This window comes from Acinetobacter sp. CY17 (assembly GCF_059515825.1).
Genome location: NZ_JCAKMX010000016.1, coordinates 67,344 through 92,307 on the forward strand (window position 1 = coordinate 67,344; position 24,964 = coordinate 92,307).

At 42.8% G+C, this 24,964-nt stretch carries 28 protein-coding genes and 1 rRNA gene; 18 read left to right on the forward strand and 11 right to left on the reverse strand.

Going from position 1 to position 24,964, the window contains the following annotated elements; translation table 11 throughout:
- The first annotated feature begins 1 nt into the window (after window position 1).
- Entirely contained in the window at window positions 2-1,978 is a 1,977-nt protein-coding gene (locus tag AC5YCI_RS11560) for a MacB family efflux pump subunit (protein WP_496130056.1), read from the forward strand.
- A gap of 4 nt (window positions 1,979-1,982) precedes the next feature.
- A complete protein-coding gene (locus AC5YCI_RS11565; protein ID WP_496130057.1) occupies window positions 1,983-3,377 on the forward strand; it encodes an efflux transporter outer membrane subunit in 1,395 nt (464 codons plus the stop codon).
- Window positions 3,378-3,412: 35 nt separating this feature from the next.
- Here AC5YCI_RS11565 and AC5YCI_RS11570 read toward each other — a convergent pair whose 3' ends face one another.
- The 4 genes from AC5YCI_RS11570 to orn form a co-directional block, all read right to left on the reverse strand.
- Window positions 3,413-5,200: a tetratricopeptide repeat protein gene (locus AC5YCI_RS11570; RefSeq protein WP_496130058.1), complete on the reverse strand. Its 1,788-nt coding sequence runs from the start codon at window positions 5,198-5,200 to the stop codon at window positions 3,413-3,415.
- A 90-nt stretch (window positions 5,201-5,290) separates the two neighbouring features.
- Entirely contained in the window at window positions 5,291-6,094 is an 804-nt protein-coding gene (locus AC5YCI_RS11575; RefSeq protein ID WP_496130059.1) for an enoyl-ACP reductase FabI, read from the reverse strand.
- 151 nt (window positions 6,095-6,245) lie between these two features.
- A complete protein-coding gene (locus AC5YCI_RS11580; protein WP_496130060.1) occupies window positions 6,246-6,980 on the reverse strand; it encodes a Bax inhibitor-1/YccA family protein in 735 nt (244 codons plus the stop codon).
- A 121-nt stretch (window positions 6,981-7,101) separates the two neighbouring features.
- Window positions 7,102-7,656 carry an oligoribonuclease gene (gene orn, locus AC5YCI_RS11585; RefSeq protein WP_496130061.1) on the reverse strand — a complete coding sequence of 185 codons (555 nt, stop codon included), beginning with the start codon at window positions 7,654-7,656 and terminating at the stop codon, window positions 7,102-7,104.
- A gap of 124 nt (window positions 7,657-7,780) precedes the next feature.
- On the opposite strand from orn, the gene rsgA reads away from it, so the two are divergent.
- From rsgA to secB, 4 genes are all read left to right on the forward strand, one after another.
- Window positions 7,781-8,839 carry a ribosome small subunit-dependent GTPase A gene (gene rsgA / locus AC5YCI_RS11590; RefSeq protein WP_496130062.1) on the forward strand — a complete coding sequence of 353 codons (1,059 nt, stop codon included), beginning with the start codon at window positions 7,781-7,783 and terminating at the stop codon, window positions 8,837-8,839.
- Window positions 8,840-8,934: 95 nt separating this feature from the next.
- Window positions 8,935-9,342, forward strand: a complete 408-nt coding sequence (locus AC5YCI_RS11595) for a rhodanese-like domain-containing protein (RefSeq protein WP_122900312.1) — start codon at window positions 8,935-8,937, stop codon at window positions 9,340-9,342.
- Window positions 9,343-9,358: 16 nt separating this feature from the next.
- Window positions 9,359-9,613, forward strand: a complete 255-nt coding sequence (gene grxC, locus AC5YCI_RS11600; RefSeq protein ID WP_496130063.1) for a glutaredoxin 3 — start codon at window positions 9,359-9,361, stop codon at window positions 9,611-9,613.
- Window positions 9,614-9,640: 27 nt separating this feature from the next.
- Complete coding sequence (gene secB, locus AC5YCI_RS11605; protein WP_122900317.1) at window positions 9,641-10,090, forward strand: protein-export chaperone SecB; 450 nt, start codon at window positions 9,641-9,643, stop codon at window positions 10,088-10,090.
- Between the two features lie 48 nt (window positions 10,091-10,138).
- Here secB and coaBC read toward each other — a convergent pair whose 3' ends face one another.
- A complete protein-coding gene (coaBC, locus tag AC5YCI_RS11610; RefSeq protein ID WP_496130080.1) occupies window positions 10,139-11,419 on the reverse strand; it encodes a bifunctional phosphopantothenoylcysteine decarboxylase/phosphopantothenate--cysteine ligase CoaBC in 1,281 nt (426 codons plus the stop codon).
- A 111-nt stretch (window positions 11,420-11,530) separates the two neighbouring features.
- On the opposite strand from coaBC, the gene radC reads away from it, so the two are divergent.
- Both radC and AC5YCI_RS11620 read left to right on the forward strand, forming a co-directional pair.
- The gene (gene radC, locus AC5YCI_RS11615) at window positions 11,531-12,232 is read left to right on the forward strand and encodes a RadC family protein (RefSeq protein ID WP_496130064.1); all 702 of its coding nucleotides are present in this window, start codon (window positions 11,531-11,533) and stop codon (window positions 12,230-12,232) included.
- A gap of 73 nt (window positions 12,233-12,305) precedes the next feature.
- Window positions 12,306-13,217 carry a bestrophin family protein gene (locus AC5YCI_RS11620; protein WP_122900325.1) on the forward strand — a complete coding sequence of 304 codons (912 nt, stop codon included), beginning with the start codon at window positions 12,306-12,308 and terminating at the stop codon, window positions 13,215-13,217.
- Window positions 13,218-13,317: 100 nt separating this feature from the next.
- Here the strand turns inward: AC5YCI_RS11620 and AC5YCI_RS11625 are convergent, their stop codons facing one another.
- Window positions 13,318-14,175 carry a PHP domain-containing protein gene (locus tag AC5YCI_RS11625; RefSeq protein ID WP_496130065.1) on the reverse strand — a complete coding sequence of 286 codons (858 nt, stop codon included), beginning with the start codon at window positions 14,173-14,175 and terminating at the stop codon, window positions 13,318-13,320.
- Between the two features lie 46 nt (window positions 14,176-14,221).
- Between AC5YCI_RS11625 and AC5YCI_RS11630 the strand changes: the two genes are divergently transcribed.
- From AC5YCI_RS11630 to mnmC, 4 genes are read left to right on the forward strand one after another with little or no spacing between them, the layout of a single operon-like run.
- Entirely contained in the window at window positions 14,222-14,836 is a 615-nt protein-coding gene (locus AC5YCI_RS11630; RefSeq protein WP_496130066.1) for a septation protein IspZ, read from the forward strand.
- A gap of 18 nt (window positions 14,837-14,854) precedes the next feature.
- Complete coding sequence (locus AC5YCI_RS11635) at window positions 14,855-15,157, forward strand: YciI family protein (protein ID WP_496175546.1); 303 nt, start codon at window positions 14,855-14,857, stop codon at window positions 15,155-15,157.
- A 6-nt stretch (window positions 15,158-15,163) separates the two neighbouring features.
- The gene (locus AC5YCI_RS11640; protein ID WP_496130068.1) at window positions 15,164-15,664 is read left to right on the forward strand and encodes an SH3 domain-containing protein; all 501 of its coding nucleotides are present in this window, start codon (window positions 15,164-15,166) and stop codon (window positions 15,662-15,664) included.
- A gap of 32 nt (window positions 15,665-15,696) precedes the next feature.
- Window positions 15,697-17,538 (forward strand): bifunctional tRNA (5-methylaminomethyl-2-thiouridine)(34)-methyltransferase MnmC2/FAD-dependent 5-carboxymethylaminomethyl-2-thiouridine(34) oxidoreductase MnmC1, encoded by a 1,842-nt coding sequence (gene mnmC / locus AC5YCI_RS11645; RefSeq protein ID WP_496175547.1) that lies wholly within the window; start codon window positions 15,697-15,699, stop codon window positions 17,536-17,538.
- Between the two features lie 25 nt (window positions 17,539-17,563).
- On the opposite strand, the gene AC5YCI_RS11650 is transcribed toward mnmC, so the two are convergent.
- Window positions 17,564-17,875: a rhodanese-like domain-containing protein gene (locus AC5YCI_RS11650; RefSeq protein WP_496130070.1), complete on the reverse strand. Its 312-nt coding sequence runs from the start codon at window positions 17,873-17,875 to the stop codon at window positions 17,564-17,566.
- A 91-nt stretch (window positions 17,876-17,966) separates the two neighbouring features.
- Here AC5YCI_RS11650 and AC5YCI_RS11655 point away from each other — a divergent pair, with 91 nt between their 5' ends.
- Window positions 17,967-18,455 carry a YajQ family cyclic di-GMP-binding protein gene (locus AC5YCI_RS11655; protein ID WP_122900337.1) on the forward strand — a complete coding sequence of 163 codons (489 nt, stop codon included), beginning with the start codon at window positions 17,967-17,969 and terminating at the stop codon, window positions 18,453-18,455.
- A 33-nt stretch (window positions 18,456-18,488) separates the two neighbouring features.
- Here AC5YCI_RS11655 and AC5YCI_RS11660 read toward each other — a convergent pair whose 3' ends face one another.
- The 3 genes from AC5YCI_RS11660 to AC5YCI_RS11670 are packed head-to-tail and all read right to left on the reverse strand — an operon-like array spanning window position 18,489 to window position 20,246.
- Window positions 18,489-18,932 carry an acyl-CoA thioesterase gene (locus AC5YCI_RS11660; protein WP_496130071.1) on the reverse strand — a complete coding sequence of 148 codons (444 nt, stop codon included), beginning with the start codon at window positions 18,930-18,932 and terminating at the stop codon, window positions 18,489-18,491.
- Entirely contained in the window at window positions 18,913-19,350 is a 438-nt protein-coding gene (gene trxC, locus AC5YCI_RS11665; RefSeq protein ID WP_496130072.1) for a thioredoxin TrxC, read from the reverse strand. The genes AC5YCI_RS11660 and trxC overlap by 20 nt, the downstream gene beginning before the upstream one ends.
- Entirely contained in the window at window positions 19,347-20,246 is a 900-nt protein-coding gene (locus tag AC5YCI_RS11670; protein WP_496130073.1) for an alpha/beta hydrolase, read from the reverse strand. Before AC5YCI_RS11670 ends, trxC begins: the two co-directional genes overlap by 4 nt.
- Before the next feature lie 128 nt (window positions 20,247-20,374).
- Here AC5YCI_RS11670 and AC5YCI_RS11675 point away from each other — a divergent pair, with 128 nt between their 5' ends.
- The 5 genes from AC5YCI_RS11675 to AC5YCI_RS11695 all read left to right on the forward strand — a co-directional run bounded on the left by AC5YCI_RS11675 (window position 20,375) and on the right by AC5YCI_RS11695 (window position 24,587).
- On the forward strand, window positions 20,375-20,710 hold the full coding sequence (locus tag AC5YCI_RS11675) for a protein tyrosine phosphatase family protein (protein WP_496130074.1): 336 nt from the start codon (window positions 20,375-20,377) through the stop codon (window positions 20,708-20,710).
- Window positions 20,703-21,134, forward strand: a complete 432-nt coding sequence (locus AC5YCI_RS11680; protein WP_496130075.1) for a protein tyrosine phosphatase family protein — start codon at window positions 20,703-20,705, stop codon at window positions 21,132-21,134. Before AC5YCI_RS11675 ends, AC5YCI_RS11680 begins: the two co-directional genes overlap by 8 nt.
- A gap of 199 nt (window positions 21,135-21,333) precedes the next feature.
- Window positions 21,334-22,512 (forward strand): hypothetical protein, encoded by a 1,179-nt coding sequence (locus tag AC5YCI_RS11685; protein WP_496175548.1) that lies wholly within the window; start codon window positions 21,334-21,336, stop codon window positions 22,510-22,512.
- A gap of 84 nt (window positions 22,513-22,596) precedes the next feature.
- Window positions 22,597-23,970 (forward strand): dihydrolipoyl dehydrogenase, encoded by a 1,374-nt coding sequence (locus tag AC5YCI_RS11690; protein ID WP_496130077.1) that lies wholly within the window; start codon window positions 22,597-22,599, stop codon window positions 23,968-23,970.
- Between the two features lie 86 nt (window positions 23,971-24,056).
- Window positions 24,057-24,587 (forward strand): lytic transglycosylase domain-containing protein, encoded by a 531-nt coding sequence (locus AC5YCI_RS11695; protein WP_496130078.1) that lies wholly within the window; start codon window positions 24,057-24,059, stop codon window positions 24,585-24,587.
- 100 nt (window positions 24,588-24,687) lie between these two features.
- Here AC5YCI_RS11695 and rrf read toward each other — a convergent pair.
- Window positions 24,688-24,802: ribosomal RNA gene (gene rrf / locus AC5YCI_RS11700) — 5S ribosomal RNA — on the reverse strand.
- Between the last annotated feature and the right edge of the window lie 162 nt (window positions 24,803-24,964).

Sequence of the window (24,964 nt, forward strand, 5' to 3'; positions counted from 1 at the left end):
CATGAGCCAGACTCAACAACCGCTTTTGGCGGTCAAAAATCTGGTACGTGAATTCCCTGCCGGTGAAAGCACAGTCCAGATTTTAAAAGGTGTCAATTTAGAGATTTACCCAGGTGAATTGGTCGCTATTGTTGGCCAATCAGGTTCGGGCAAATCAACCTTAATGAATATTTTAGGCTGCTTGGATAAACCCACCTCAGGCAGCTATCAAGTCAAAGGCCGTGAAACCCGTGAGTTAGAAGCCGATGAATTGGCACAGCTACGCCGCGAATATTTTGGCTTTATTTTCCAGCGTTATCATTTGCTTGGTGATTTAACCGCAGCCGGTAACGTTGAAGTACCCGCGATTTATGCTGGGGCCGATCCATCTGAGCGGCACGAACGTGCGGTCAAACTGTTAACCGATTTAGGATTAGGTGAAAAAACCCAAAACCGCCCGAGTCAGTTATCTGGCGGTCAGCAGCAACGGGTGTCTATTGCGCGTGCTTTAATGAATGGCGGTGACGTAATTCTTGCCGATGAACCGACAGGAGCACTCGATAAGAATAGCGGCATTGAAGTGATGCGTATTTTACGTGAACTCAATGCCAAAGGTCATACCATTATTTTAGTCACTCATGACTTAAACGTCGCCAAAAATGCCACCCGAATTATTGAAATTTCAGATGGTCATATTATCTCTGACCAAGCCAATGTGCCTGAAATTGATGACGGTTTTGAAAAACAGGCTTTAGCTGAAACCGCGCAGAAGAAAACCTCTAAGTTTCGTGCTGCCTTTGACCGTTTAGGTGAAGCCTTCCGTATGGCGGTGCTGGCCATGAATGCGCATCGGATGCGCACCTTTTTAACCATGCTCGGTATTATCATCGGGATTGCCTCAGTGGTGTCTGTGGTGGCTCTCGGTAATGGCTCGCAACAGCAAATCTTGAAAAACATTAGTAGCTTAGGCACCAATACCATTACCGTATTCCAAGGGCGTGGCTTTGGTGATAACTCACGCTCCTCGCAAGCCAAAACCTTAATTCCTGCCGATGCCGATGCCTTAGCCGAACAGCCCTATGTGGATGGAGTTAGCCCTTCGGTCAATAGCAGTGTCACAGGACGCTTTAAGGAAATTGAAGCATCGACCACCGTTAATGGCGTCAGTGAAGATTTCTTTTATGTCAAAGGCATGACCTTTCAATCTGGACAGCCTTTTGACCGTGCCAGCATTCATCAACAAGCCCAAGATGTGGTGATTGATACCAATACCCAAAAAACCTTCTTTGCTGATGGTAGCAATCCAGTTGGACAGGTGATTCTACTGGGCAGCGTACCCAGCCGGATTATTGGCGTGGTGGATGCACAAGCCGGCATGATGGGTTCATCAGATAGCTTAAATGTCTATTTGCCTTATTCGACCGTGATGAGTCGTATGTTAGGGCAAAGTAACGTACGACAAATTATTGTGCGGGTCAAAGATGAATACCCAAGTGCCGCAGCTGAAAATGCCATTTTAAGCTTGTTGACCCAGCGCCACGGTGCCCAAGACGTGTTTACCCAAAACGCAGACAGCATTCGTGAAACCATTCAACAAACCACGCAAACTATGACTCTACTCATTTCAGCCATTGCGGTGATTTCACTGGTGGTGGGGGGCATTGGTGTCATGAATATTATGTTGGTGTCTGTTACAGAACGTACCCAAGAAATTGGTGTACGCATGGCCGTGGGTGCCCGCCAAAGTGATATCTTGCAGCAGTTTTTAATTGAAGCCGTGTTAGTGTGTATTTTAGGCGGGATTTTAGGTGTGCTGTTATCTTTAGGTATTGGCCAGTTAATTACCCATTTTGCTGGTGGCACCTTCCAAATGGCTTACTCCACCACCTCTATTGTAGCGGCATTTGTCTGCTCGAGCTTAATTGGTATTGTGTTTGGCTTTATTCCAGCGCGCAATGCCGCACGTCTTAACCCTGTTGATGCTTTGTCAAGAGAATAACAATATGTCGATCCATTTAACGCGTTTGGCCACTGCCCTGTTATTGGCTAGCACTCTCGGCGGTTGCGCTGCCGTGGTAAAAACGCCTTATCAAGCCCCTGCGGTTGATATTCCACAGCGTTTTGCCATCGATCAACAGAAAATCCATCAAGCGACGCATTTAGATCGTTGGTGGACCTTATTTAATGATGCAGGCCTAAATCGCCTAGTCGATGATGTCTTAGCCAATAACAATGATTTGGTGGTGGCAGGCATTAACTTACAACAAGCACGCCTTCAAGCAGGTCTTGCACAAGATCGTCAAGGGCTGCGTGTTAACTCCAGCGCGTCCACTGGACATAATATTGACCTCAATTCTGGTCAAGACTCCTCGCGTGGTGTGTCCTTAAACGCTGGGGTCAGTTATGAACTGGATTTATTTGGACGTCTGGCCAGTCAAACCGAAGTCGCGCGTTGGGAAGCCTTAGCCAGCGAACAAGACTTGCAAGCCACGGCGCAAAGCTTAATTGCCACCACTGCCAATTTATATTGGCAATTGGGCTATTTAAATGAGCGTCTCAGCATTGCCAAGCTGAATTTAAGCAGCACCGAACAAACGTATAATTTAGTGCGTAGCCAGTATCGTGCTGGAGCAGTGTCCGGTCTAGATGTCACCCAAGCCGAACAAGCACTCCAAAGTCAACAGGCGACATTAAGTCAAATTCAGCAGCAGTTGTTAGAAACACGCACTGCGCTGGCCGTGTTACTCAATCGCCCTGTGCAGCAGCTAGAATTAGTTGAGCCCAAGCGCTTAGCTCATGTGAGTTTACCCGCAATTCAACCCGGCTTACCGGCTGAGCTGTTGTCACGTCGTCCGGACTTACAAGCTGCTGAATTGCGTTTGCGTAAAGCACTGGCCAATAAAGATGCCACTAAAGCCAGCTACTATCCATCGATTAGCTTAACGGGCAGCTTAGGTTCATCTAGTACATCTCTAAATCAGTTATTGCAAAATCCTAGCCTCGCTTTAGGCGCCAGTTTAAGCCTGCCATTTTTGCAATATAATGATATGAAAAAAGACTTGGCGATTAGCGATTTAGACTATGAAAAAGCCATTACTCAATATCGTCAAACCTTGTATCAAGCTTTTGCCGATGTCGAAAATGCACTTTCAAATCGCAGTGCGCTGAATCAGCAAGTGGCATTACAGCAAAAAAATCTAGAACTTGCTGAAAAAACTGAACGTTTAACCCAAGTACGTTATAAAAACGGTGCCATTGCCTTAAAAAATTTGTTAGATGCCCAAGCCACAACGCGTAACGCACGCTTGTCCTTGGTACAAACCAAGCAAAGCCAATACAACGCTTATGTGACCTTAATGCAAGCGCTCGGCGGCTCGCCGCTACAACGCTTACCTTGAAGCCAAAACCGCAGCCGAGGCTGCGGTTTTTTAGCTTAATATTCTTGTTGTAACGACGCGCTTAACTGCGCTGCTTTGGCATAGCCTAAATTTTTAGCTTGATTTAAATAATGGATCGCTTGCTCTAAATTGTGTACCACCCCATGACCTTGGGCATGTAAACGTCCCATATGATAAAAGGCTTGTGCTTCGCCCAGATCCATCGCCTGTTGATACAATGCAAGCGCTTGTGGCATGTCTACGCTTAGCACTAAACCTTGTTCGTAACAAAGGGCCAAATGCGTCATGGCTAAGGCGTCCTGTTGGGCAGCAGCGTGTTGTAAATACAGCAGCGCTTGCGCTTGATCTTGTTTCCCCCCACGTCCCTCTAACATTAAAACTGCCAATTGCGTTTGTGCCGCTAGACTACCTTGCTGCATGGCTTGAGCAAAATAGTCACGTGCCTGATGATCATCTTGTACACAACCATGTGTCCCCTTTAAATAGCTATAACCCAAATCTAAAGCAGCTTGCCAAGCACCCGCTTCAGCAGCTAAACCTAAATAAGCATGCGCTTTATCTTGATCTTCAAATACATTTAAACGTTGGGCATAAAACAGCCCAAAGCAATACAACATATCGGCTGTATTGCTCACATCCATATTAAATTTGCCAGCCGCTTGCTGTAGTAAGCTTAAAGCATGCGTAGCGTCGGTTGTTGTGCCTAGCCCATATACATAACACTGTGCCAATAAAAATTGTGCCGTCTGTGAACCGGTCGATGCTGCTTGTTGGTACAACAAAAAGGCTTGGTTTGGATTGGCTTGCTCTAATAAAATACCCTGCTGCTGTAACATGGCTAAACTACACAGCGCAATAGGGTCATGTTTGGCTGCCGCACGACTCCAATATTGAAAGGCTTGCCGCGTATTGGCCTCTACACCCCAAGCATGATAATAAGCGCTACCTAATAAACTTAAAGCATAAGCGTGTCGTTGACTCTCTTGCTGCAATAAAGTCAGTACCGCAGCCACTTGATCCGCATCAATCAACCCTTTTAATACGGCTAAACAATATTGATAGCGCGCAGTTATATTCCCAGTAAAAGCTTGTTGTTTTATATAGGGCAAACTGACACTGTCATCATGTGCTAAGCCGTGTGGCTGCTCAATCTGTTGGCGTAAGGCCAAAGCTTGAGGATGCTGCTGCTCGGCGGCTTGATATAAATATTGTTTCGCCAGCAGCTGATCTTGCTCAAAACCCTGCCCATGCCAGAGTGCCTCAGCTAAACGGTACTGCGCTTGAGCATGGCCTTTGTTTGCCGCGTGCATTAAAATCGTTTTGGCTTTATCTAAATCTTGCTCAATCCCTTGGCCATGTAAATACAGCTCGGCCAAGGCATATTGTGCATTTGTATTGCCACGTGCGACACCATATTGATACCAATACAAAGCTTTGCTGAAATTGTCTTCTGCTTGATAAATCTCACCTAAATAAAAACTGGCTTCATCACTGCCACGCTGATGTGCTGTTTCTAATAAACTTTTTGCTGCACTTAAATCTACAGGCCGACCTAAGCCTTGCTGCTGCATAAACGCCATATGGACATAGGCTTCGGGGAGTTCATGTTGCTGAGTTAAACTTTGCAGCATGGTATAAGCACGCTCATAATTGGGCTGTTGACCGTGTAGCAACGACTGTGCCAACGCCAATTCCGCATCGACTTGATCGACCCACAGCGCTTCGCTAACCTGCTGTTGATCGCGCTCAACTGGCGATTTACGCTGATACAACCATACGACACAGCCGATGATGGCCAATAATAGCAATACTAAAAACCACATAACTTCCCCAAGGTGTCGTTTTTAAAGTCTTATTTTAAGCTTCAATAATAAAAAAGCACCTAAAAAGGTGCTTTTTTATTGAGGTGAGATTTAGTCACCTAACATTAATTCAGGGCTCATGCCTACAGTATTAAAGCCTGCATCAACGTACAGAATTTCACCCGTAATGCCATTGGCCCACGGTGAGCATAAGAATAATGCTGCATTACCAACATCTTCAATGGTCACATTACGGCGTAAAGGCGCAGTTTTTTCATTGGCATCTAACATTTTACGGAATGATTTAATACCAGACGCTGCTAAGGTACGGATTGGGCCTGCAGAGATTGCATTCACGCGAATACCTTCAGCACCCAAGCTCGATGCTAAATAACGTACACCAGCTTCAAGTGATGCTTTGGCTAAGCCCATCACGTTATAGTTTGGCAATACGCGCTCAGAACCTTGATAAGTTAAGGTTAATAGGCAACCTTGGCGCGCAAGTAATAATGGTTTTGCTGCACGCGCCATTGCGATAAAGCTATACGCACTGATGTCATGTGCAATTTTAAAGCCTTCACGGTCAGTTACATCTGTGAAGTCACCGTCTAAGGTATGCGCTGGGGCAAAACCAATCGAATGCACCACACCATCTAGACCATCCCAATGTTTTGCCAGTTCTAAGAAGGCGTTATCGATGTCTGCATCATTGGCAACGTCGCATGGGAACACCAAGTTTGAACCAAACTGCGCGGCAAAATCATCCACACGTTTTTTTAATTTATCGTTTGGATAAGTAAAAGCAAGTTCTGCGCCTTCACGATGTAAAGCTTCTGCAATACCAAATGCAATAGATAATTTACTCGCGATCCCGGCAATTAAGAAACGCTTACCTGCCAATAGTCCTTGTGCCATGTGACTCTCTCTTAAAATAATTTAACAGCATAATGCCAATTCTCTAGCATTTCTGAAATTGCATAATGCATCTTTTTTCATTTATCTGCCTAAAAAAACACATAAAAAAATCGCGTTTGATTCAGCGCGATTTTTTACAGCGATTTTAAACTTAATCATCACCTTGAATTAGACCAAGTAAGCGTAAAAATGAGTAATACATCCAGACTAAAGTGGCCAGTAAAGCAATCGCACACACCCATTCCATAGCTTTAGGCGCATAATTGGCAGCCCCACTTTCAATTAAATCAAAATCTAAGATGAGATTTAATGAGGCAATCACAGCAACAAAAGCCGCAAAACCAATGCCTAACCAATTGCTTTCAAACACATGCGGAATGCTCGAAGCAAAGACAAGGCTCATGATGATCTGCACCACAAACACCATGGCAATGGCAAGACTTGCCGACATCACCACCGCTTTAAACTTTTCCGTGGCCCGAATAATTTGCATATGATACAAACCAAACATGACTAAAGTGGTGACAAAGGTTGCCAAAAGCGCTTGCAGCGGTACACCCGGAAATTTTTGTTGAAAAATTACCGAGATTCCACCTAGAAAAGCCCCTTCAAATAAAGCATAAGGAATAGCCAACATCCGTGCTGTATTGGGTTTAAATGTGGCAATTAATGCCAAAATAAAACCACCAATCGCGCCAACCATTGCTCCAGCATAGGCAATCGAAGCTTGAGCAGTGACAAATGTATAGAAAAATAAACCAAGACCCACCACGGCGGCAATCACGGTTAATAGCACAGATTTTTGTACCGCGCCTTGTACGGTCATCGGCTGGGTATAATCCCCTGCCACTTCGACACGGCTTAAAATTGGGTTATTACTTTGCATAGATTCCCCCTCATATCAAGTTATTGCTTATGACTCATATTAAGCAATTTTTATGCAGAAGCTCAGCATCAGGCATTTAATTTTTGTAAATAAAAAAAGGAGGCTGTGCCTCCTTTTGAGATTACTTATTCATAATGAAGAAGTATTCACGGTAGTATTTGAGTTCTGCAATCGAATCACGAATATCATCCATAGCCAAATGCGAGGCATTTTTCTTTAAGCCTTGCATAATTTCTGGACGCCAGCGTTTCGCTAATTCTTTAACAGATGAAACATCTAAATTACGGTAATGGAAGAATTGTTCCAATTCTGGCATTAAACGATGCATGAAACGACGATCCTGACAAATCGAGTTACCACACATTGGCGATGATTTTGGACTGACCCATTTTTTCAAAAATTCTAGTGTTTGTAATTCGGCATCGCGCGCGGTGAGTTTACTACGACGTACACGTTCAATTAAACCTGATTGACCATGTTGACGGGTGTTCCATTCATCCATCGCATTGAGCGTAATTGGCGATTGATGAATGGCAAGCACAGGACCTTCTGCCAAAATATTTAAATTATCGTCGGTTACAATTGTTGCAATTTCAATAATTTGGTCGTTATCTGTATCTAGACCTGTCATTTCAAGGTCGATCCAAATCAGGCGAGTGTCAGGCGTGCTGCTCATAAATGTGCAATCTTATTCGGTTAAAAAACAATTATAGTAGCAAATTTATTGCCCGAGTGCTGTAACTTGCCCCCTGCTTCATGCTATTTTGCCCTCCTTAGTTTTAGGTTTTTTTAGGATGTGAATGGCTTTAATTCGTAAACGTCGTTTAACTGAACAGCAACAACGCCGAATTCAGAAACAACAGAAAACACGCCAAGAAGAGATCGATACATCAAACGATTTGGAAGGCTTGGTGGTGCAACATTATGGCCGTCAGCTTGAAGTACAAGCCTTGTCGGTGCCCGACATCCATCCTGAAAAACCTGTGGTGCTGGACGGTGAACCTGAACCATTTTGGAAAGCCATTGAACTGGGCAGTGTATGGCGTTGTCATACCCGTACCAATTTAGAGCTTTTGGTGACAGGCGACCGCGTCAAATGGCAAGCTGATCCGAATACGGGTTTGGGTATTATTACTGCGATTCAGCCGCGTAGCTCATTACTCACCCGTCCTGATCGTTACCACAAAGTCAAACCAGTTGCAGCCAATATCAGCTTAATTGTGATTGTGTTTGCACCCTTGCCTGAACCTGCACCGGGTTTAATCGACCGCTATTTGGTGGCCTGTGCCGATGCCAATATTCCAGCGCTGTTGGTCATGAACAAAGATGACTTACTTAAAGACAATGACCCAATTCTAGATTTACTCAAAGAATATCAAGACTTAGGTTATGAAGTGCTGCAATGCCGTTCTGATGGCGATTTAACTGAGCTCTCCAAACGCTTAGCGGGTGAAACTGTAGCCTTTGTGGGTCAATCGGGTGTAGGTAAAAGCTCGCTGATTAATACCATCGTGCCCGATGCCGCACAAAAGACCAATATCATTTCCGAAAACTCAGCCTTGGGTCAGCACACCACCACTTCTACACGTTTAATTGGTTTTGGTGAAGGTGCAGCTTTAATTGACTCACCTGGGATTCGTGAATTTGGTTTATGGCATTTAGATGCCGACAAAGTACAACAAGGCTTTCCTGAAATTGAAAGTCGCTTGGGCTATTGTCAATTCCGTAACTGTACTCATAAACACGAAAAGCAATGCGCTTTACGTTTAGCGGTACAAGACGGTGAGATTTTGACACGTCGTTTAGACAGTTATTTACGTTTAATTGACGAAATCACAGAAGCTAATCAAAAAAATTAGTGGCAAGATAAACTTTTTGCTTGAAGCGCTGATTTTGATCACCATATCTAATCAGCTATACTTTGGGCAATTTACAATTGTAATTTAGGTGACTTGTGGAACGTTGGTTCGAGTTTATGGGGAATCACCCCTTCTTGTTTGGTGCACTTGCTGTACTGTTGGTGTTGTTCTTCGTGATTGAAGGCAAACGTGGCGGCCGTAAAATTTCACCGCAATCCTTAGGGATTTTAGTGAAAGCGCAAAATGCAATGTTAATTGATTTGCGCGATGCCAAAGACTTCCGTGAAGGTCACATCAGTGGTAGCCGTAATATTCCTTACAGCAAAATCACAAGTCACATCGAAGAATTAAAAGCTGCAGAACGCCCATTGGTGTTTATCTGTAACCTAGGCCAAGTGGCGGGTACAGCTTTACAACAAGTCGCTCACCATGATGCATATCGTTTAGATGGCGGCATCAATAATTGGAAAGCGCAAGGTTTACCATTAGTCAAAGCAAAATAACGCGAAGGAGAACAACATGGCTGAAGTCACGATTTACTCAACAACTGTATGCCCATACTGCGTTCGCGCAAAACAGCTCCTTGAGCGTAAGGGCGTGGCATATAAAGAAATTAACTTATCTAATGAAGCACCAGAAGTACGTGTTGAATTAATGCAACGTACCAATCATCGTACTGTGCCACAAATTTTTATTAATGATCAGTTTATTGGTGGTTTTGACCAATTATATGCCTTAGAGCGTGAAGGCAAACTTGACCAATTACTGGCTTAATTTTTACTCAAATTTAAGGATTTAATCATGAGCGAACAACAACAACCGCAACTTGCTTTAGAGCGTTTATATACTAAAGATATTTCTTTTGAAGTACCGAGTGCTGCGGTATTTACCAAAGCATGGGAACCAGAGCTCAATGTTAATCTGTCTTCTTCTGCAGAGAAAATTGACCCAACACATTTTGAAGTGTCTTTAAAAGTTGTTGTTCAAGCCAATAACCAAGGTGAAACTGCATTTATCGTAGATGTGACTCAATCTGGTATTTTCTTAATTGATGGTGTAGAAGAAGATCGTCTGCCGTACTTACTTGGTGCTTACTGCCCAAATATCTTGTTCCCTTTCCTACGTGAAGCGGTAAACGATATGGTAACTAAAGGCAGCTTCCCACAATTATTGTTAACACCAATTAACTTTGATGCAGAGTTTGAAGCCAACTTACAGCGCGCACAAGCTGCTGCTGAAGGTCAAGCTTAAATTTAAGCTTAAAAAAGCCCGCACTTGCGGGCTTTTTTTTCGCTGCTGTTAATCAGCAAACGGCGCTTTTTTCTGATCTAGATGATGAATGGCATCATGCATCGCTTCAACCAATTGCTGGGCAATCTGCTGTTTAGAGGCTTTGTCTAAATCACGTTTTGGCATGTGGTAGCTGTCTGCAAAAAACACCGTCATGGCATTTTCATCCGATGCAAAACCAATATCGCTACGCGATACATCATTACAGGCAATCATATCCAGTTTTTTCGCCACCAACTTGCCTGCTGCATATTCTTCCACGTTACGCGTTTCGGCAGCAAAACCGACCATAAATGGACGTTTTTCTTGCTGCGCAATCGTGGCCACGATATCTGGGTTTTTAATCAAGGCAATTTGCAGTTCATCGCCTGATTTTTTAATTTTATGTTCAGCCACTTCTGCCACACGGTAATCTGCAACTGCTGCTGTCGCAATGAAAATATCACAGCCTTGCTCTAACAAATCTAAACTTACCTCAAGCATTTTTTGTGCTGAAGCGACGTTAATCCGTGCTACACCATTTGGGGTATCTAAACTCACCGGCCCTGCAATTACAGTCACTTTGGCACCAGCGGCATAACAGGCAGCAGCCAAGGCAAAGCCCATTTTTCCTGTACTATGATTTGAAATATAACGCACTGGATCAATCGCTTCGCGAGTTGGACCTGCAGTAATCACCACATGCTTACCCGCCAGTAAACCAAACTTCTCGGCAATTTCACGCTGCTGCTGATGGAAATACGTGGTCACTTGGCGCGCTAAATCTTCTGGCTCTGGCATACGCCCAAGACCAACATCACCACAGGCTTGTAACCCCGCATCTGGCATAATCACATGCACGCCATCTTCAATTAAGGTATTGAGATTACGCTGTGTAGCTTTGGCTGCCCACATTTGTTGATTCATGGCAGGCGCCACCCAGACCGGTGCTTTGGTGGCTAAATATAAAGTCGAGAGTAAATCATCAGCTAAACCACAAGCAAATTTGGCTAAGCTATCGCAGCTCGCAGGGGCTACTAAGAGTAAGTCGGCCCAACGTGCCAATTCAATATGCCCCATACCCGCTTCTGCTTCAGGATTGAGGAGCTCAGTATGTACAGGATTGCCCGATAAGGCTTGAAAAGTCAGCGGCGTGATAAAGGCTTGAGCACCTTGGGTCATTACCACACGGACATTAAATCCAGCATCTTTTAAACGACGCACTAAAATGGCGCTCTTATATGCAGCAATGCCGCCTGTGACCGCCAGTAGAATATTTTTATTAGGAATTACACTTAAATCAAAGCTCACGCGCAGGCTACCTTTGTGTTGCAGTGGCGCTGACAATAGCATTAAATAATCTAACACCCAAGTGACCTACTCGTCACAACACATTATCTTAAATAAAAAAAGTATAATTTTATGAAAAATTCTATTAAAGATTGGCCCGAACAAGAACGGCCACGTGAGCGCTTAATTCTATATGGTGCAGCAAGCCTATCCGATGCAGAACTACTGGCGATCTTTTTACGCTCTGGCAGCAAAGGCCTATCGGCGGTGGAATTGGCACGCCAACTCTTACAGCATTTTGGTAATTTAACTCAAATTTTAGATGCAGAATTAAGTGAATTAGCTGATTTTCATGGCATTGGCAGCAGTAAATACACCCAGTTGATGGCAGTAAAAGAGTTAGGTAAACGCTATATTGGTCAGCAGTTGCAGCAACAAGCCTTATCTTTAAACAACTCTAGCCTGTTAATCGATTACTTACGTTTTGAACTGTTAGATGAAACCCGCGAAGTATTTGCAGTGCTGTGTCTAGATGCGGAATTACGGCATATTGCCTTTAAAAAACTATTCTTTGGCGGCCTTAATTCTTGTGAAATTTCTATTAATCAAATTTTAAGATTTGCCATTCAGCAGCACGCCACCCATTTGGTCATTGCCCATAATCATCCCTTTGCCAAAGCCCTACCCTCCAAAGCAGATTTACAACTGACCGAGCATATTCAAGCCGCTTGCGCTTTGGTTGAAATCGAGCTGATTGATCATTGTATTATCGCACGCGATAGCAGTTTTTCTTTTGCCGAACATCAATTGCTTTTGCCTAAAAATTCGCCTTAATCTTAGACTTAAATCTATTGACAAAAAATCGGGAAATCTTGAAGATCAATACAAATTCTGACGATTGTAAAACATGATTGTTCGCGACCAACCCACCACATTTAAGCTGTTATTTTCATGGCGCGGCACAATTTTACCCAAGGTATTACCACCTTTAGGCATTGTGATGCTGATTTCTGCCATTGTCGGTGGCTTATCTTATATCGATTTCTTTCATTTACCTGAATTACCTTTGGCAGGCTTTACCTTAATTGGGGTAGCACTGTCGATTTTCTTGGGCTTTAAAAACAGTGCTTGCTATGACCGTTGGTGGGAAGCGCGTAAGCTATGGGGCATTTTAATTGCCAATGCACGCCATTTTGACCGTGATTGTCGCATGTTGTCGCAAGGTCGACGTGAACGGGTGATTCGGCATGTGATTTTATTTGCCAATGTGCTGCGTGATCGTCTACGTCATCAAACCGCCAATCCACTGGCTTTGGTTGAAACCAGCGGCATGAGTCAGCAAGCCATTACCCAGCTCTATCAGCAGGTTAACGCACCGCAATACACCTTAAGCTTAATTCAATGGGAACTGATGCAAGCCCTTAAAGAAGGGGAAATTTCGGATATTATTTATAGCCAGATGAATCAACACGTGATGGAATTGAGTATTGTACAAACCGGTTGTGACCGGATTGCCACCACCCCTGTGCCCTTTGCCTATTCGGTACTGCTCAACCGTACTGTATATTTTTTCTGTTTTTTATTACCGTTTAGCTTAGGTTCAACGATTGGTTTAGCAACACCCCTTTTAGTGGGAATTTTGGCATATACCTTCTTAGGACTCGATGCCTTAAGTACTGAAATTGAAGAGCCTTTTGGCACCCAAAGTAACGACCTACCGCTTGATGCGATGGTGCGTACCATTGAGATTGAATTACTCGGCACCTTAGGCAAACCCACCCCGCCACCGATTCAAGCGCAAGATCATAATTTACTTTAAAAAATTACGCTTAACCTCGTATAAAGGCAATGACCTCTCCCTTTTTTAAAGCAGCTTGCGGTTCAGGCTTTTTCTTTCCCGCTTTTGCTTAAAGGGGGGGTTAAACAAAACTCTCCCAAATCCCAATTTGGCCTTCTTTAACCCGTGGAATATGACCTAAGCGAATCCAAGGCATATTGTCGCCATGAAAGTCACTGCCTACAGACACTTTAAGATTAAACTCTGCAATCATGCGATCGACCATCTGTCGGGTCGACACAGGTTCAATCGCAGGTGGAAGCTCCACGGCGTCACCGCCAAATTTGGCAAAAATCTCAATCAAATAACGAATATTAGTGGCTGATAAATCATAACGGGTTGGATGTGCCAACACTGCAAAACCACCTGCGGCATGAATGACTTGAATGGTTTCTTCTAAGCCTAAACCGTCAAATTTTACATAGGCTTTTTTGCCTTCTTTAATGTATTTATCAAAGGCTTGTTGCGCACGACTCACAATGCCCTTTTCGACTAAAGTTTTGGCAATATGCGTTCGCGTCACTCGATCAGGAATATTGTCTACCTTGGCCAGAACATCAGCATAAATATCTTGACCAATTAAAGGCTTAAGCAAATCACAGATCTGTTGAGCACGCTCAGCACGAATGCGTTTTTGTTGTTCGAGTAACTCGTATAAAGGCGCGGGGTTTTGCATATTTAAGGCCACCACATGCACGCCGTAGTTTTTTTTGGTGGCAGGACGTGACCATTGACTAGAAATTTCCACGCCAGAAATAATTTTTAAGGGTTGATTTAAACAGCTTGCCGCCTGTTCAGCCAAAGCAACGCCATCCATAGTGTCATGGTCGGTTAAAGCCAAGGTATGAATGCCTTTTGCTGCGGCTGCCTGCACTAATTCTAATGGCGACAAAGTTCCATCAGAAATATTGCTATGTGTATGTAAATCTACGCCGTCCATCACTTATACTATGTTCATTCATTTGCTCAGATTTAGATACTCTAACATGAAAGCACTTTTAGACTTTGTGCCACTCATTATTTTCTTTTATTTATATAAAACCGTCGAACCTAATGATACTCAGCATCCACTATTACAATTGATTGGTTCTGCAGGCGGTGTCGATAACAACAACATTTTAGTCGCAACCACAGGTCTAATGCTATCGATGTTGGTGGTTTACGGTGTGATGTTTGTGATGCAAAAATACCGCCTTGATAAACAACAATGGATTGTGTTGTTTATGACGGTGATTTTTGGTGGCGTGACCTTAATGCTCAGTGACGATTTTTACATTCGTTTAAAAGCGGTGTTACTCAATTTGGTGTTTGCCGGTGCGTTCTTACTTTCGCCTTATTTTATGAAAGATCGTCGTCCATTGATTCAACGTTTATTTGGCCCTGTGTTTGAATTAAGCGCACAAGGCTGGAAAAAACTTAACTATGCATGGGCAGGCATGTTTGCAGTGATGTCATTTTTACACTGTTTCTTCGCTTATTTATTTTTAGATGGTAAATATTGGGGCGAATTCACCGCATTTGGTGACATGATCGTGATGTTTTCCTTTATCATTGTTCAGTTTATTGTATTGCGTAAATACTTTAAATCTTCTGAACAATAATCGAATTCGAGAACAACCATGCCATTATTTGTCGTGACCTGTACCGATCAGGAAGGTACAGTCGAAAAACGTCTTGCTACGCGCCCTGAACATTTAGCCCGTTTACAACAATTAGATGATGAGGGTCGTTTAATTGTGGCAGGTGCTATGCCTAAAGATCCAAGCAATCCACAAGCGGGTTTTTACGGCAGTACCATTATTGTTGACTTTGATAGCTGCGAAGCACTTGATGCTTGGTTAGCTGAAGAGCCATTTTTACGTGAAGGGGTTTACTCAAATATTGAAGTAAAACCATTCAACAAAGCATTCCCGAAAGGATAAAGTCGCATGCGTGTCGTCGTTTCTAGTGTTTTGGCTATTTCTTGTCTGGTCTCATATGCATGGGCGGTAGAAGCACCACCCAGCGCACCTGCTGCACCAGTAACGCCGAGTTCAGGCGCGACGACTGCCTTGCCTGCTCCTGCAACCTTACCTGCCACACGTCCAAACACACCGCCTACAGGCGCTGCCAACAGCCCTATCAATAACAAAGGGCTGACCGCTGAACAACTGGCCAAAAATAAACTACAGCAAGAAGCTGCAATTAAATCTTTGGTCAAAGACCAAGAAACACGTTTACAGCAACTTGAAAAAGCCAACTTAGCTGCTTTGGCCCAAAACCAAGAGCTGCAATTAAAAAATGATAACCTCGGTGTGCAACTACAAGTGTTACAAACTGAACGTAGCGCGCAAATGTTTTTATATGGTGCCGTTACGGTGGTGGTTGGTGTTTTACTGGGTTTTTTACTGGCTGGTTACATTTACAATAAACGCCGCCGTCAGTGGTAATTGTTTTCTTCTCGCTTTAGGTATCTTTGCTTTTGTCTCATGCAATTGTTACAGCCGACCTAGATTGGCATATGGTCGATGGTATTGAAATTCCTGTTTCCAAACAATTTGGCGATGTCTATTTTTCTAAAGACAATGGCCTCTTGGAAACTCGGCATGTCTTTTTAAATGGTAATGACTTAACTGAACGTTTGGCCGAGCTTGAGCCGCATGCTTATTTTTGTGTAGGCGAAACAGGTTTTGGTACAGGCTTAAATATCTTGGCACTTTGGCAGCTTTGGCAGCAGGTGCGCCCAGATAACAGCAGTCACTTACATGTCATTTCATTTGAAAAATTTCCCCTAAGCAAGCCCGATTTAATACGTGCTTTAAATGCTTGGCCGGAACTGCAACCTTTAGCTGAACAATTATTGGCACAATATCCACTCCCTATTGCCGGTTGTCATCGTTTAAATTTTCCTAACGAACGCTTTAGCTTAGATTTATGGCTCGGTGATGCACATGATGTGTTTCCAGTGATTCCCAAAACCCATCAGGTCAATGCTTGGTTTTTAGATGGTTTTGCTCCCTCCTGTAATCCAGATATGTGGGAAGAACACGTCTTAAATCATATCGTTCGCTTGTCGGGCCAAGGCAGCACTTTTTCCTCATTTAGTGTAGCCGGCGTGTTAAAACGCGGTTTAAAACAACATGGCATTGCCATTTCACGCCCGCGCGGTTTTAGACATAAACGCGAAATGCTCAAAGGCATTTGGGCGACTGATTTAGAATCAACAGAAAAAAAAACACCTAAGCAACGTCAGATTGCCATTGTTGGCGCAGGAATCGCGGGTTTAAGTACAGCATGGGCCTTTGCTAGCCGTGGTCATCAAGTCACGATTTTTGAGAAAACAGCGCCTTTAAGCGGTGCCTCTGGCAATCCTTTGGCCTTGCTCAATCCTAAACTGTGCCCGATTGAACAAGCTGAGCAACATTTAATGACCCTTGCTTGGCAACATGCCATGCAACACTATGCGCAGTTTGGCGCTTTTCGTGCGCTTGAAGTGAATCAAATTGCGCTTAAAAATGCTGAAGATTTATTGGCACTCGCTGAGCAATACCCAGCTGATATATTACAAGCTCAGCCTACTGATGTCTTCATTCCCTTACCAAGTTTAAAACTCAAACATGCTGCTGCCCTTAGTCCGCAACTGTTGCATGATGAAATTCTAGCGCATTCCCATATTGTGCTAAAGATTGCTGATGTGAGCCATATTCATCATAGCCCAAAGCCACAGCTGTATAGCCACACCACCTGCCTAGGTGAATTTGATCATGTGGTGGTATGTAGTGCCCTACAAAGCGGCCAATTGTTTGACCAATATCCTATGTTAAAAGCCATTCGTGGTCAGGTCAGTTGGCTCAACAATGCAGCGCAGCCTTTAAGCTTAGATCAAGCCTATAGTTATGGTGGCTATTGTATGCAGCTAAATCCACAGCAATTGATTTTAGGTGCATCGTTTTATCCACATCGAGACGATGCTGAGGTGCTGCTTGAAGACCATCGGCATAACTTCACCTTATTAGAAAGCGTGTTTCCTGATTATGCCAAGAGCTTAGCTCCCATTGAAACTTGGCAAGGTCGCGCTTCTGTACGTGCACAGAGTTTGGATTATTTCCCGGTGCTTGGCAAAGTGCAGCCTGAACACGAGGTCTATACCTTGGCCGGACTTGGCTCAAAAGGCTTCTTATTTGCACCGCTGTGTAGTGAGATTTTAGTGGCTGAGATTTTACAGCAGGCTTGTCCTGTGCCTGAACATTTACGCCAAAAACTGCAAGTGACTCGTTTTCAAAAAAAAGTAAAAGCCAAGAAACCTTATTTTAAACCTGCATAAAAAAAGCGCCTCACGGCGCTTTTTTTTAACCCTGTTCTAAGGTAAAGCCAGCATCACGTGCAGCACGGGTGCCACCCATTAGCACTACATATTCGCGTGAACTATCAAAACCATCTAATAATTCTGCAGCACGCGGCGCTTTACTGCCACCACCACATAGAATATAAATCGGTTGATCCGCTGCCACCTGAGCTAGGCTATCTGCTGATAAATTCACGATTGGCTGATTTATCGCACCTTGAATGTGACCCTCTGCATATGAGTGTGGTTCACGAACATCCCAGATTACTGCATTTTCTGGGAACTCAAATGTTGTAATTTCTTGTTTACGGATCATTGTGCACTCCTTTGATGTAAACAACACTTGGCAAATGAAGAAAACATCCCTAGCATCTCAGATATTCTTTCCATTTGTAAAGGTCTAAACTATGCCTTCTTTTGACATTGTATCTGAATTAGAGTTATTCGAAGTAAATCATGCGGTGCAAAACACGCAAAAAGAAATTGCAACGCGCTTCGACTTCCGTGGTCAGGACGTTTCGATTGAGCTTAACGAAAAATCGAAAGAAATCAAAATTTCAACTGAAAGTGATTTCCAGTGCGAACAAGTCTACACCATGTTAGAAAATCATTTCTATAAGCGTAAAGTCGACGTACAAGCGCTAGATCCACAAAAAGCAGCTGCTTCAGGTAAAAACTTTGTACAAGTGATTAAACTTAAAGATGGTTTAGATTCTGACACTGCCAAAAAAATTAACAAAGCGATTAAAGAAAGCGGCATCAAAGCGCAATCTTCAATCCAAGGTGATAAAATCCGTGTGACCGATAAAAAGCGTGACACCTTGCAGCAAGTCATGGCATTTTTAAAAGAACAACAATTTGGTCTACCATTACAGTTTAATAACTTTAAAGACTAAATAAAAAAAATCCCGCCATCTGCGGGATTTTTTTTATTCAGCGCTTTGGCTCTCTTGCCAAGCTTTCTTTGCATCTTCAGGAATTTGACGCTTATTGCCTTTGACATCTACCGCTACAAAGGTAAATACGCCTTCAGTCACGCAGCGTGCTGGACGCGAACTGTCATGGCTATCCCACACTTCAATCTGCATTTGAATTGAAGTATTACCGACCTTTAAAATTTTGGTATAGCAGGTAATCACATCACCTACCTTCACTGGCACCAAAAAAGTCATTTGATTAATAGAGATGGTTGCACAGCGTCCTTTAGAGAAACGCTCTGCATGAATTGCACCTGCCAAGTCCATTTGCGACACAATCCAACCACCAAAAACGTCACCACTCCAGTTGGTATCGGCTGGCATTGCAATAGTTTGAAGAGATAAAGTCCCTTCTGGCTTAAGTAGATCTGACACATTAGCTCCCGGTATTGGCATTGAGATGCTGATCTAGCCACTGTTGTAGCTCACTAGATCGAAGCGCACCACTTATTCTAGCAATTTCTGTGGTTTTATTCATCAATACCAGCGTAGGAATACTACGTACATTAAACGCGCTGCTTAAACATGGATTGGCTTCAGTGTCAATTTTAGCAAACACCACATGTGGATAAGACTTGGCTACATTGGCAAAATGCGGTGCCATCATCTTACAAGGCCCACACCATTCTGCCCACAGGTCAATTAAAATCGGTAAATCACTCCCTGTAATAAATTGACTAAAGTTTTGTTCATTAAGCTCAATTGGCTCAAGTGGCACTAAAGCCCCTTGGCATTGTCCACAGCTTGGGTTGGCTTGTAATTTATCTTCAGGAACACGGTTTTTAGCGCTACATTGTGGGCAGACAATAATCATGGTTTAACTCCAATATATTGGTTTAAAAAGGCAATTTGGGTTTGTATGGCTTTATCTAAATATTCATTGTGGTAAATATCAAAATGCTGCATTTGCCATTCGTGATACTGCACATGCGGTGCAATATCGGTCGCACAGGCACGGCTGGCTTCAATTGGCACTAAACTGTCATATTGTGCAGCAATAAATAATACAGGACAGCGGATTTGACTGACCAAGCTATTGGGACGATATCGAATGAGCTGCAATAAAGCACGTGCTGGAATCTCACCGCTCCAATAATAATCAGGCTGCACAATAGAGAGATAGCCCTCATAACTCGCTGCGCCTGTTAAAAAGCTGAATTTATCTGGATCCACCACGGGTAAACGTTTAGGTTCTAGCCCCACTTTAGCACCCATATAATCTTGGCTAGAGAGCTTTAAGGCTTTGGGTAATTGTTGCAGTGGATAGAGCTTGGCTGTTTCAGCGCCATCAACAAAAGGGACTTGCGCAATCACAGCACGAATCTGTGGCAATTCTGCAGCAAGATTTAACGCATAGCCCCCACTTAAGGCTGTGCCCCAAAGTACCATGCGACTGGCATCAATCGATTTACGCGCGGCCACATGTTCTATCATCACTCGCCAATCATGTAGTTGATGTTTGAGGGACACCATTTCACGTGGTCTGCCGGTACTCCCCCCCCAATAACGATAATCAAACAGCACCACAGCATAACCGGCCTCGGCAAAACGTTTGGCATATTGCACCAACTTAAATTGGCGTAATCCCGCTAAGCCATGTGCCATAATAATCACCGCAGGTGGCTCTTTGGTCTGGGGATGGTAAAAATCCGCTGCCAACACGTCTTTATCACTTTTTACATATAGCGGTTCAACGAGATAACGATACATAAACGCCCCATGCCCACGGCTTTCAGTTTGCTGTGATTGCTTGTAAAAATTGCAACAGATTAAGGTTCAGATTTCAGCATAATGCTATCATATCTAAAAATCTATGAATCTTATGATGGAGTAAAACGATGAGTGATCAAGTAGGCTTTGCCGGTCAAATTGGTGCAGAACATGTCAGCCAAGTGGTAGAAAAAGGTTTTAAATCAATCATCAATAATCGCCCAGATCTAGAAGGCGGCCCTGAGCAACCCACCAGCGCCCAAATTGAAGAAGCTGCACGCGCTGCGGGTTTAGATTATGTCTATCAGCCTGTGGTTGCGGGTCAAATTACCGAACTAGATGTGCGTGCTTTTGCTAATCATTTTAATGAATTGCCAAAGCCAGTATTGATGTTCTGCCGCACAGGTAATCGCTCAAATAATTTGTATCAACTTGCTAAACAGATGGACTTACTCGATGACTAAGCACTTTTTTGCAAGTGTCATAACAGCACTGTGTTTAAGTTTGACCAGTCCAAGCTTTGCACAAAACCAAGATACAGTTCTGAGTAAAACACTGACTTCAAACGTCAGTGTCACAGGGCAGATGAATACTGATAAATTTAAACAGTTAATGCAGCAAGGTTTTAAATCTGTCATCGTCAACCGTCCTGACCAAGAGCCTGGTAATCTGGTGACTGTGGATCAATTGCGCAGCATTGCTGAACAGGCCAAAGTCAGTGTGATTTACCAACCTGTCGTGAGCGGTAAAGTTTCTCAAACAGACGTGGTTGAGTTTGCTAAATATTATAATGAGCTTCCTAAACCTATCCTGATGGTGTGCCGTAGCGGTACACGCTCGAAAGCACTTTTCGATCAGGCTAAAGCACAAGGCTTATTACATGAATAAATTATGCTTGATTTTACTCTGCTGTCTTTCTCTAGCAGCATGTAGTTCAATGCAACTACGACCAACCGCCAGTGTAATGGTTGGCAGTAGTCTTTAATCGTATAATCTGCAGATAATATGGCGCTATATGCGCCATATTTTATCTGTGCTATCTTTAAGCATTATTACATTTCATATACATAATTATTTTGGGGCTTTTATGAAATTGGTTCAGGGTACGTTGGCAATCGCATTATCTACATTATTGGTTGCGTGTGGCGGTGGCGGTAGCAGTGGTTACTATGACAATAACAACAGTGGTAATAATGGCGGTGGCACAACTCAGCCCCCTGCAGTTGATCTAGTCGCAGCAAAAGCACAATTAGACGTTTTAAAGCGCGAAGGTCAGTATTTATTTGGTAATTATGATCCAAATGATGCCGATGCTCAAAAAGGCTATATCGACCATGCTTTGGATACATTCACACAAGGCCCACTACAACTTGCACTTGACGCGCGTAAAGCCTTTGAACAAAATCCAAATGCATTTTTAACCTTTGATAAATGTGTCGCTGAAGGAATCTATTCAAATACCAAATGTCATGTATTGATTGATGATGCACATATTAAATCAGTATTAAATAGCATAAATAAAGATAAATACACAGATTGGGACTTTGATGTTGTTGATCAAGATATTGCTGGCTTAAAAGTTGATAATGAGCAAGTAGATCGCTTCACTGGTAAAACAATCATTGTTATTTTTGATAATCAGAATGCTGATAAACGCTATAACGATATTTGGGTAAGCGGTGTATTTGCTTATCCATTTAAGCAGTCTTGGGGCTTAGAACAGGTTGATCAACTTCGTGTAGTTTCTATGTCAACTGACAATAGCGAGTACAATATTACCCTCACATATGATGACCAAACTGAAGAAACAAAGGGTGCTGTGAGCATTTATAAAGATCCAACATCCTCAGATGGCGAATTATATACTTTACAAAATAATTCAGGCTTTGAAGTCCTGATTAACGACAATCCAAATACACCTAATGTTGAACCAGTGACCTTTACTATTAACTCTGTACCAGGAGATGCAACAGCTTTCTCAACTTATCGAGTTAATAAAGATTTAATTCATAGTCTTGATCTTAAAAATGTGACAGCAATTAATGGTCAACGTATTGAGAATGAAACACCTAATACGAATGTACAAAGTTTAACAGGCAGTATGAAACTCTCAGGTCTAGATATTTTCACTTTTAAAAATAGTAAAACTGCAAAGACGTTAAATTTTGAGCATAGTTTTGATGAATTTACTTTTAAAGGGCAATCCATTAAGAATGGCACTAAAGTCACTACTACTTTAACGCAGCCAAGTGGCTTAAGCTATTAATGTAAGGATTTGCAATTAAACCCTCATTCATGAGGGTTTTTTTATATAGTAAAAATATCATTATACAAACGACCTCTTACAACAATGTACGACATTATTATTATTGGTGCAGGTACAGCAGGCATCTCAGCGTATAAACAAGCTGTTCGGCACACTCAAAATATTCTCATCATCAACGCTGGACCTTGGGATACTACCTGTGCACGGGTAGGATGTATGCCAAGTAAAGTACTGATTTCCTCAGCCAATCGTATGCATGAGATACAACATGCCAATCATTTGGGACTAACTGTAGAGTCAAAAATTGATACCTCACAGGTCATGCCACATGTACGTCAGCTACGCGATCATTTTACCCAAGCCACTTTAGATGATGTAAACACATGGCCTGAGCAGCATAAGATTTCAGGAACAGCACGCTTTATCAATGCCAATACTGTTGAAGTCAACGGTCAGCACTATCAAAGTAAAAGCTTTATTTTAGCGGTAGGTTCACGCCCAAACTACGAACCACACTGGAAGCAGGAATTAGGTGATCGCTTAATTACATCCGATGACATTTTCGAGTTAAAAGATTTACCACAATCTTTAGCCGTCATTGGCAGTGGTGTTATTGCAATTGAGTTGGCACAAGCCATGCAACGTCTAGGCGTACAAGTGACTATGTTTGCGCGTAGTCGTAAAGTGGGTTCACTCACTAGCCCAGCCCTACAACAACTGGCTCAACAGACATTAGGCCAAGAATTAGATATTCGCTTTGAAACTGTACCTAATGAAATATTAAAACGAAATGGCAAAGTCGAGCTCAGTTATCAAGAGCAAAATCAAACTAAGACACTTGTTGCAGATTATCTTTTAGTAGCTACAGGACGTAAAAGTCTATTAACAACCCTCAAACTAGAAAATATTCAGCCAGAATTTGCTGATATTAAACAATTGCCCGTTGATCCAAACACTAAGCAACTGGGCAACACCCCTATCTTTATTGTAGGTGATGCACATACCACCACCCCTATTCAGCATGAAGCCGCACATGAAGGCAAAATGGCAGTTCAAAACTGCTTGAATTATCCAAAAACCCATAACATTAAAAACTTAACCCCATTAGGAATTGTATTTAGCGAACCTCAAATGGCCAGTGCGGGTCAAAATTATAAGCAGCTGAAGCAACATAATATTGATTTCGTTACCGGCTTTGTCAGCTATCAAAAACAAGGCCGAGCTCGTGTAATAGCTAAGAATCAAGGTGGCGTAGAAATTTATATTGCCAAAAATGACCGTAAAATTTTAGGTGCAGAGCTGTTTGGGCCATCTGCAGAACATCTGGCCCATCTGTTAGCTTGGCTGATTGATCAAAAAGCCACGCTTGAAGATGCTTTAAATCAACCTTTTTATCATCCAACCTTAGAAGAAGGCTTAAGAACCGCCTTAAAGCATGCCAGAAGACAATTAAATTGAATTGCAAAAAGCCAACAACAGCTGACTTGACGCTAAGTCACATCAAATTTAGCATCACAACGCGTTTATGAGCATGAGTTAAAATATTGAAATTTTTAGCGTTAAAAGCTGTAACTTTATCGGGTGTTTTATTCACCCTAGTTGGCTGTAATAGTCTACATGGTTCTTTTCAGCAACGTTCACAGCAACTTGCACAAGGGATACAAACTGCCTATCAAGTTCCGAGTCAAACTGCGCAAGTTGTTGCACCGCTAATTTTACACAATGCTGAGCAATATGATCTGCCGCCGCTCACCTTAGCAGCACTGATTCAACAAGAGTCGAGTTACCGTAACCATGTTACGTCTCCTGCAGGTGCTGTGGGCTTAACTCAAGTGATGCCACGTTACTGGCAACAAACATGCCCAGGCGATTTATATGAACCCAGTATTAATGTGGCCTGTGGCAGTTTAATTTTAGCCAAATACCAACAATCAAGTGGTAGTTTAAAAAAAGCTTTGGCCTATTATAACGTAGGCCCAAGTGGTTATGAAAATAGCTGGAAAATGAAACGTCAGGGCAAAAAATACGCAAAACAAGTGAAACAAAAGCAAAAAGTATTAAAGTCTGCACTATAAAAAAAGCCCAATCGGGCTTTTTTCACATTTATAAATGCTAATTTTTTTATAGGCGAAAAAAAATCCCCCGATCAACGATCGAGGGATTTTTAGAATAATGAGCTGGCGATGACTTACTCTCACATGGGTAACCCCACACTACCATCAGCGCTAAGAGGTTTCACTTCTGAGTTCGGGAAGGGATCAGGTGGTTCACTCTTGCTATTGTCGCCAGCACAACTGTGATGCTTACTCATCAGGTCTTACAAATGCCTAACTTTCGTCAAATGAGTTATTAACAGGTATATCTGAGTCGTCTATTTTGTTCGTTAGCGTTAACTAAATCAAGTTGTTTGTAGTGATTTTGACTACAACACCAACTGTTTGGGTGTTGTATA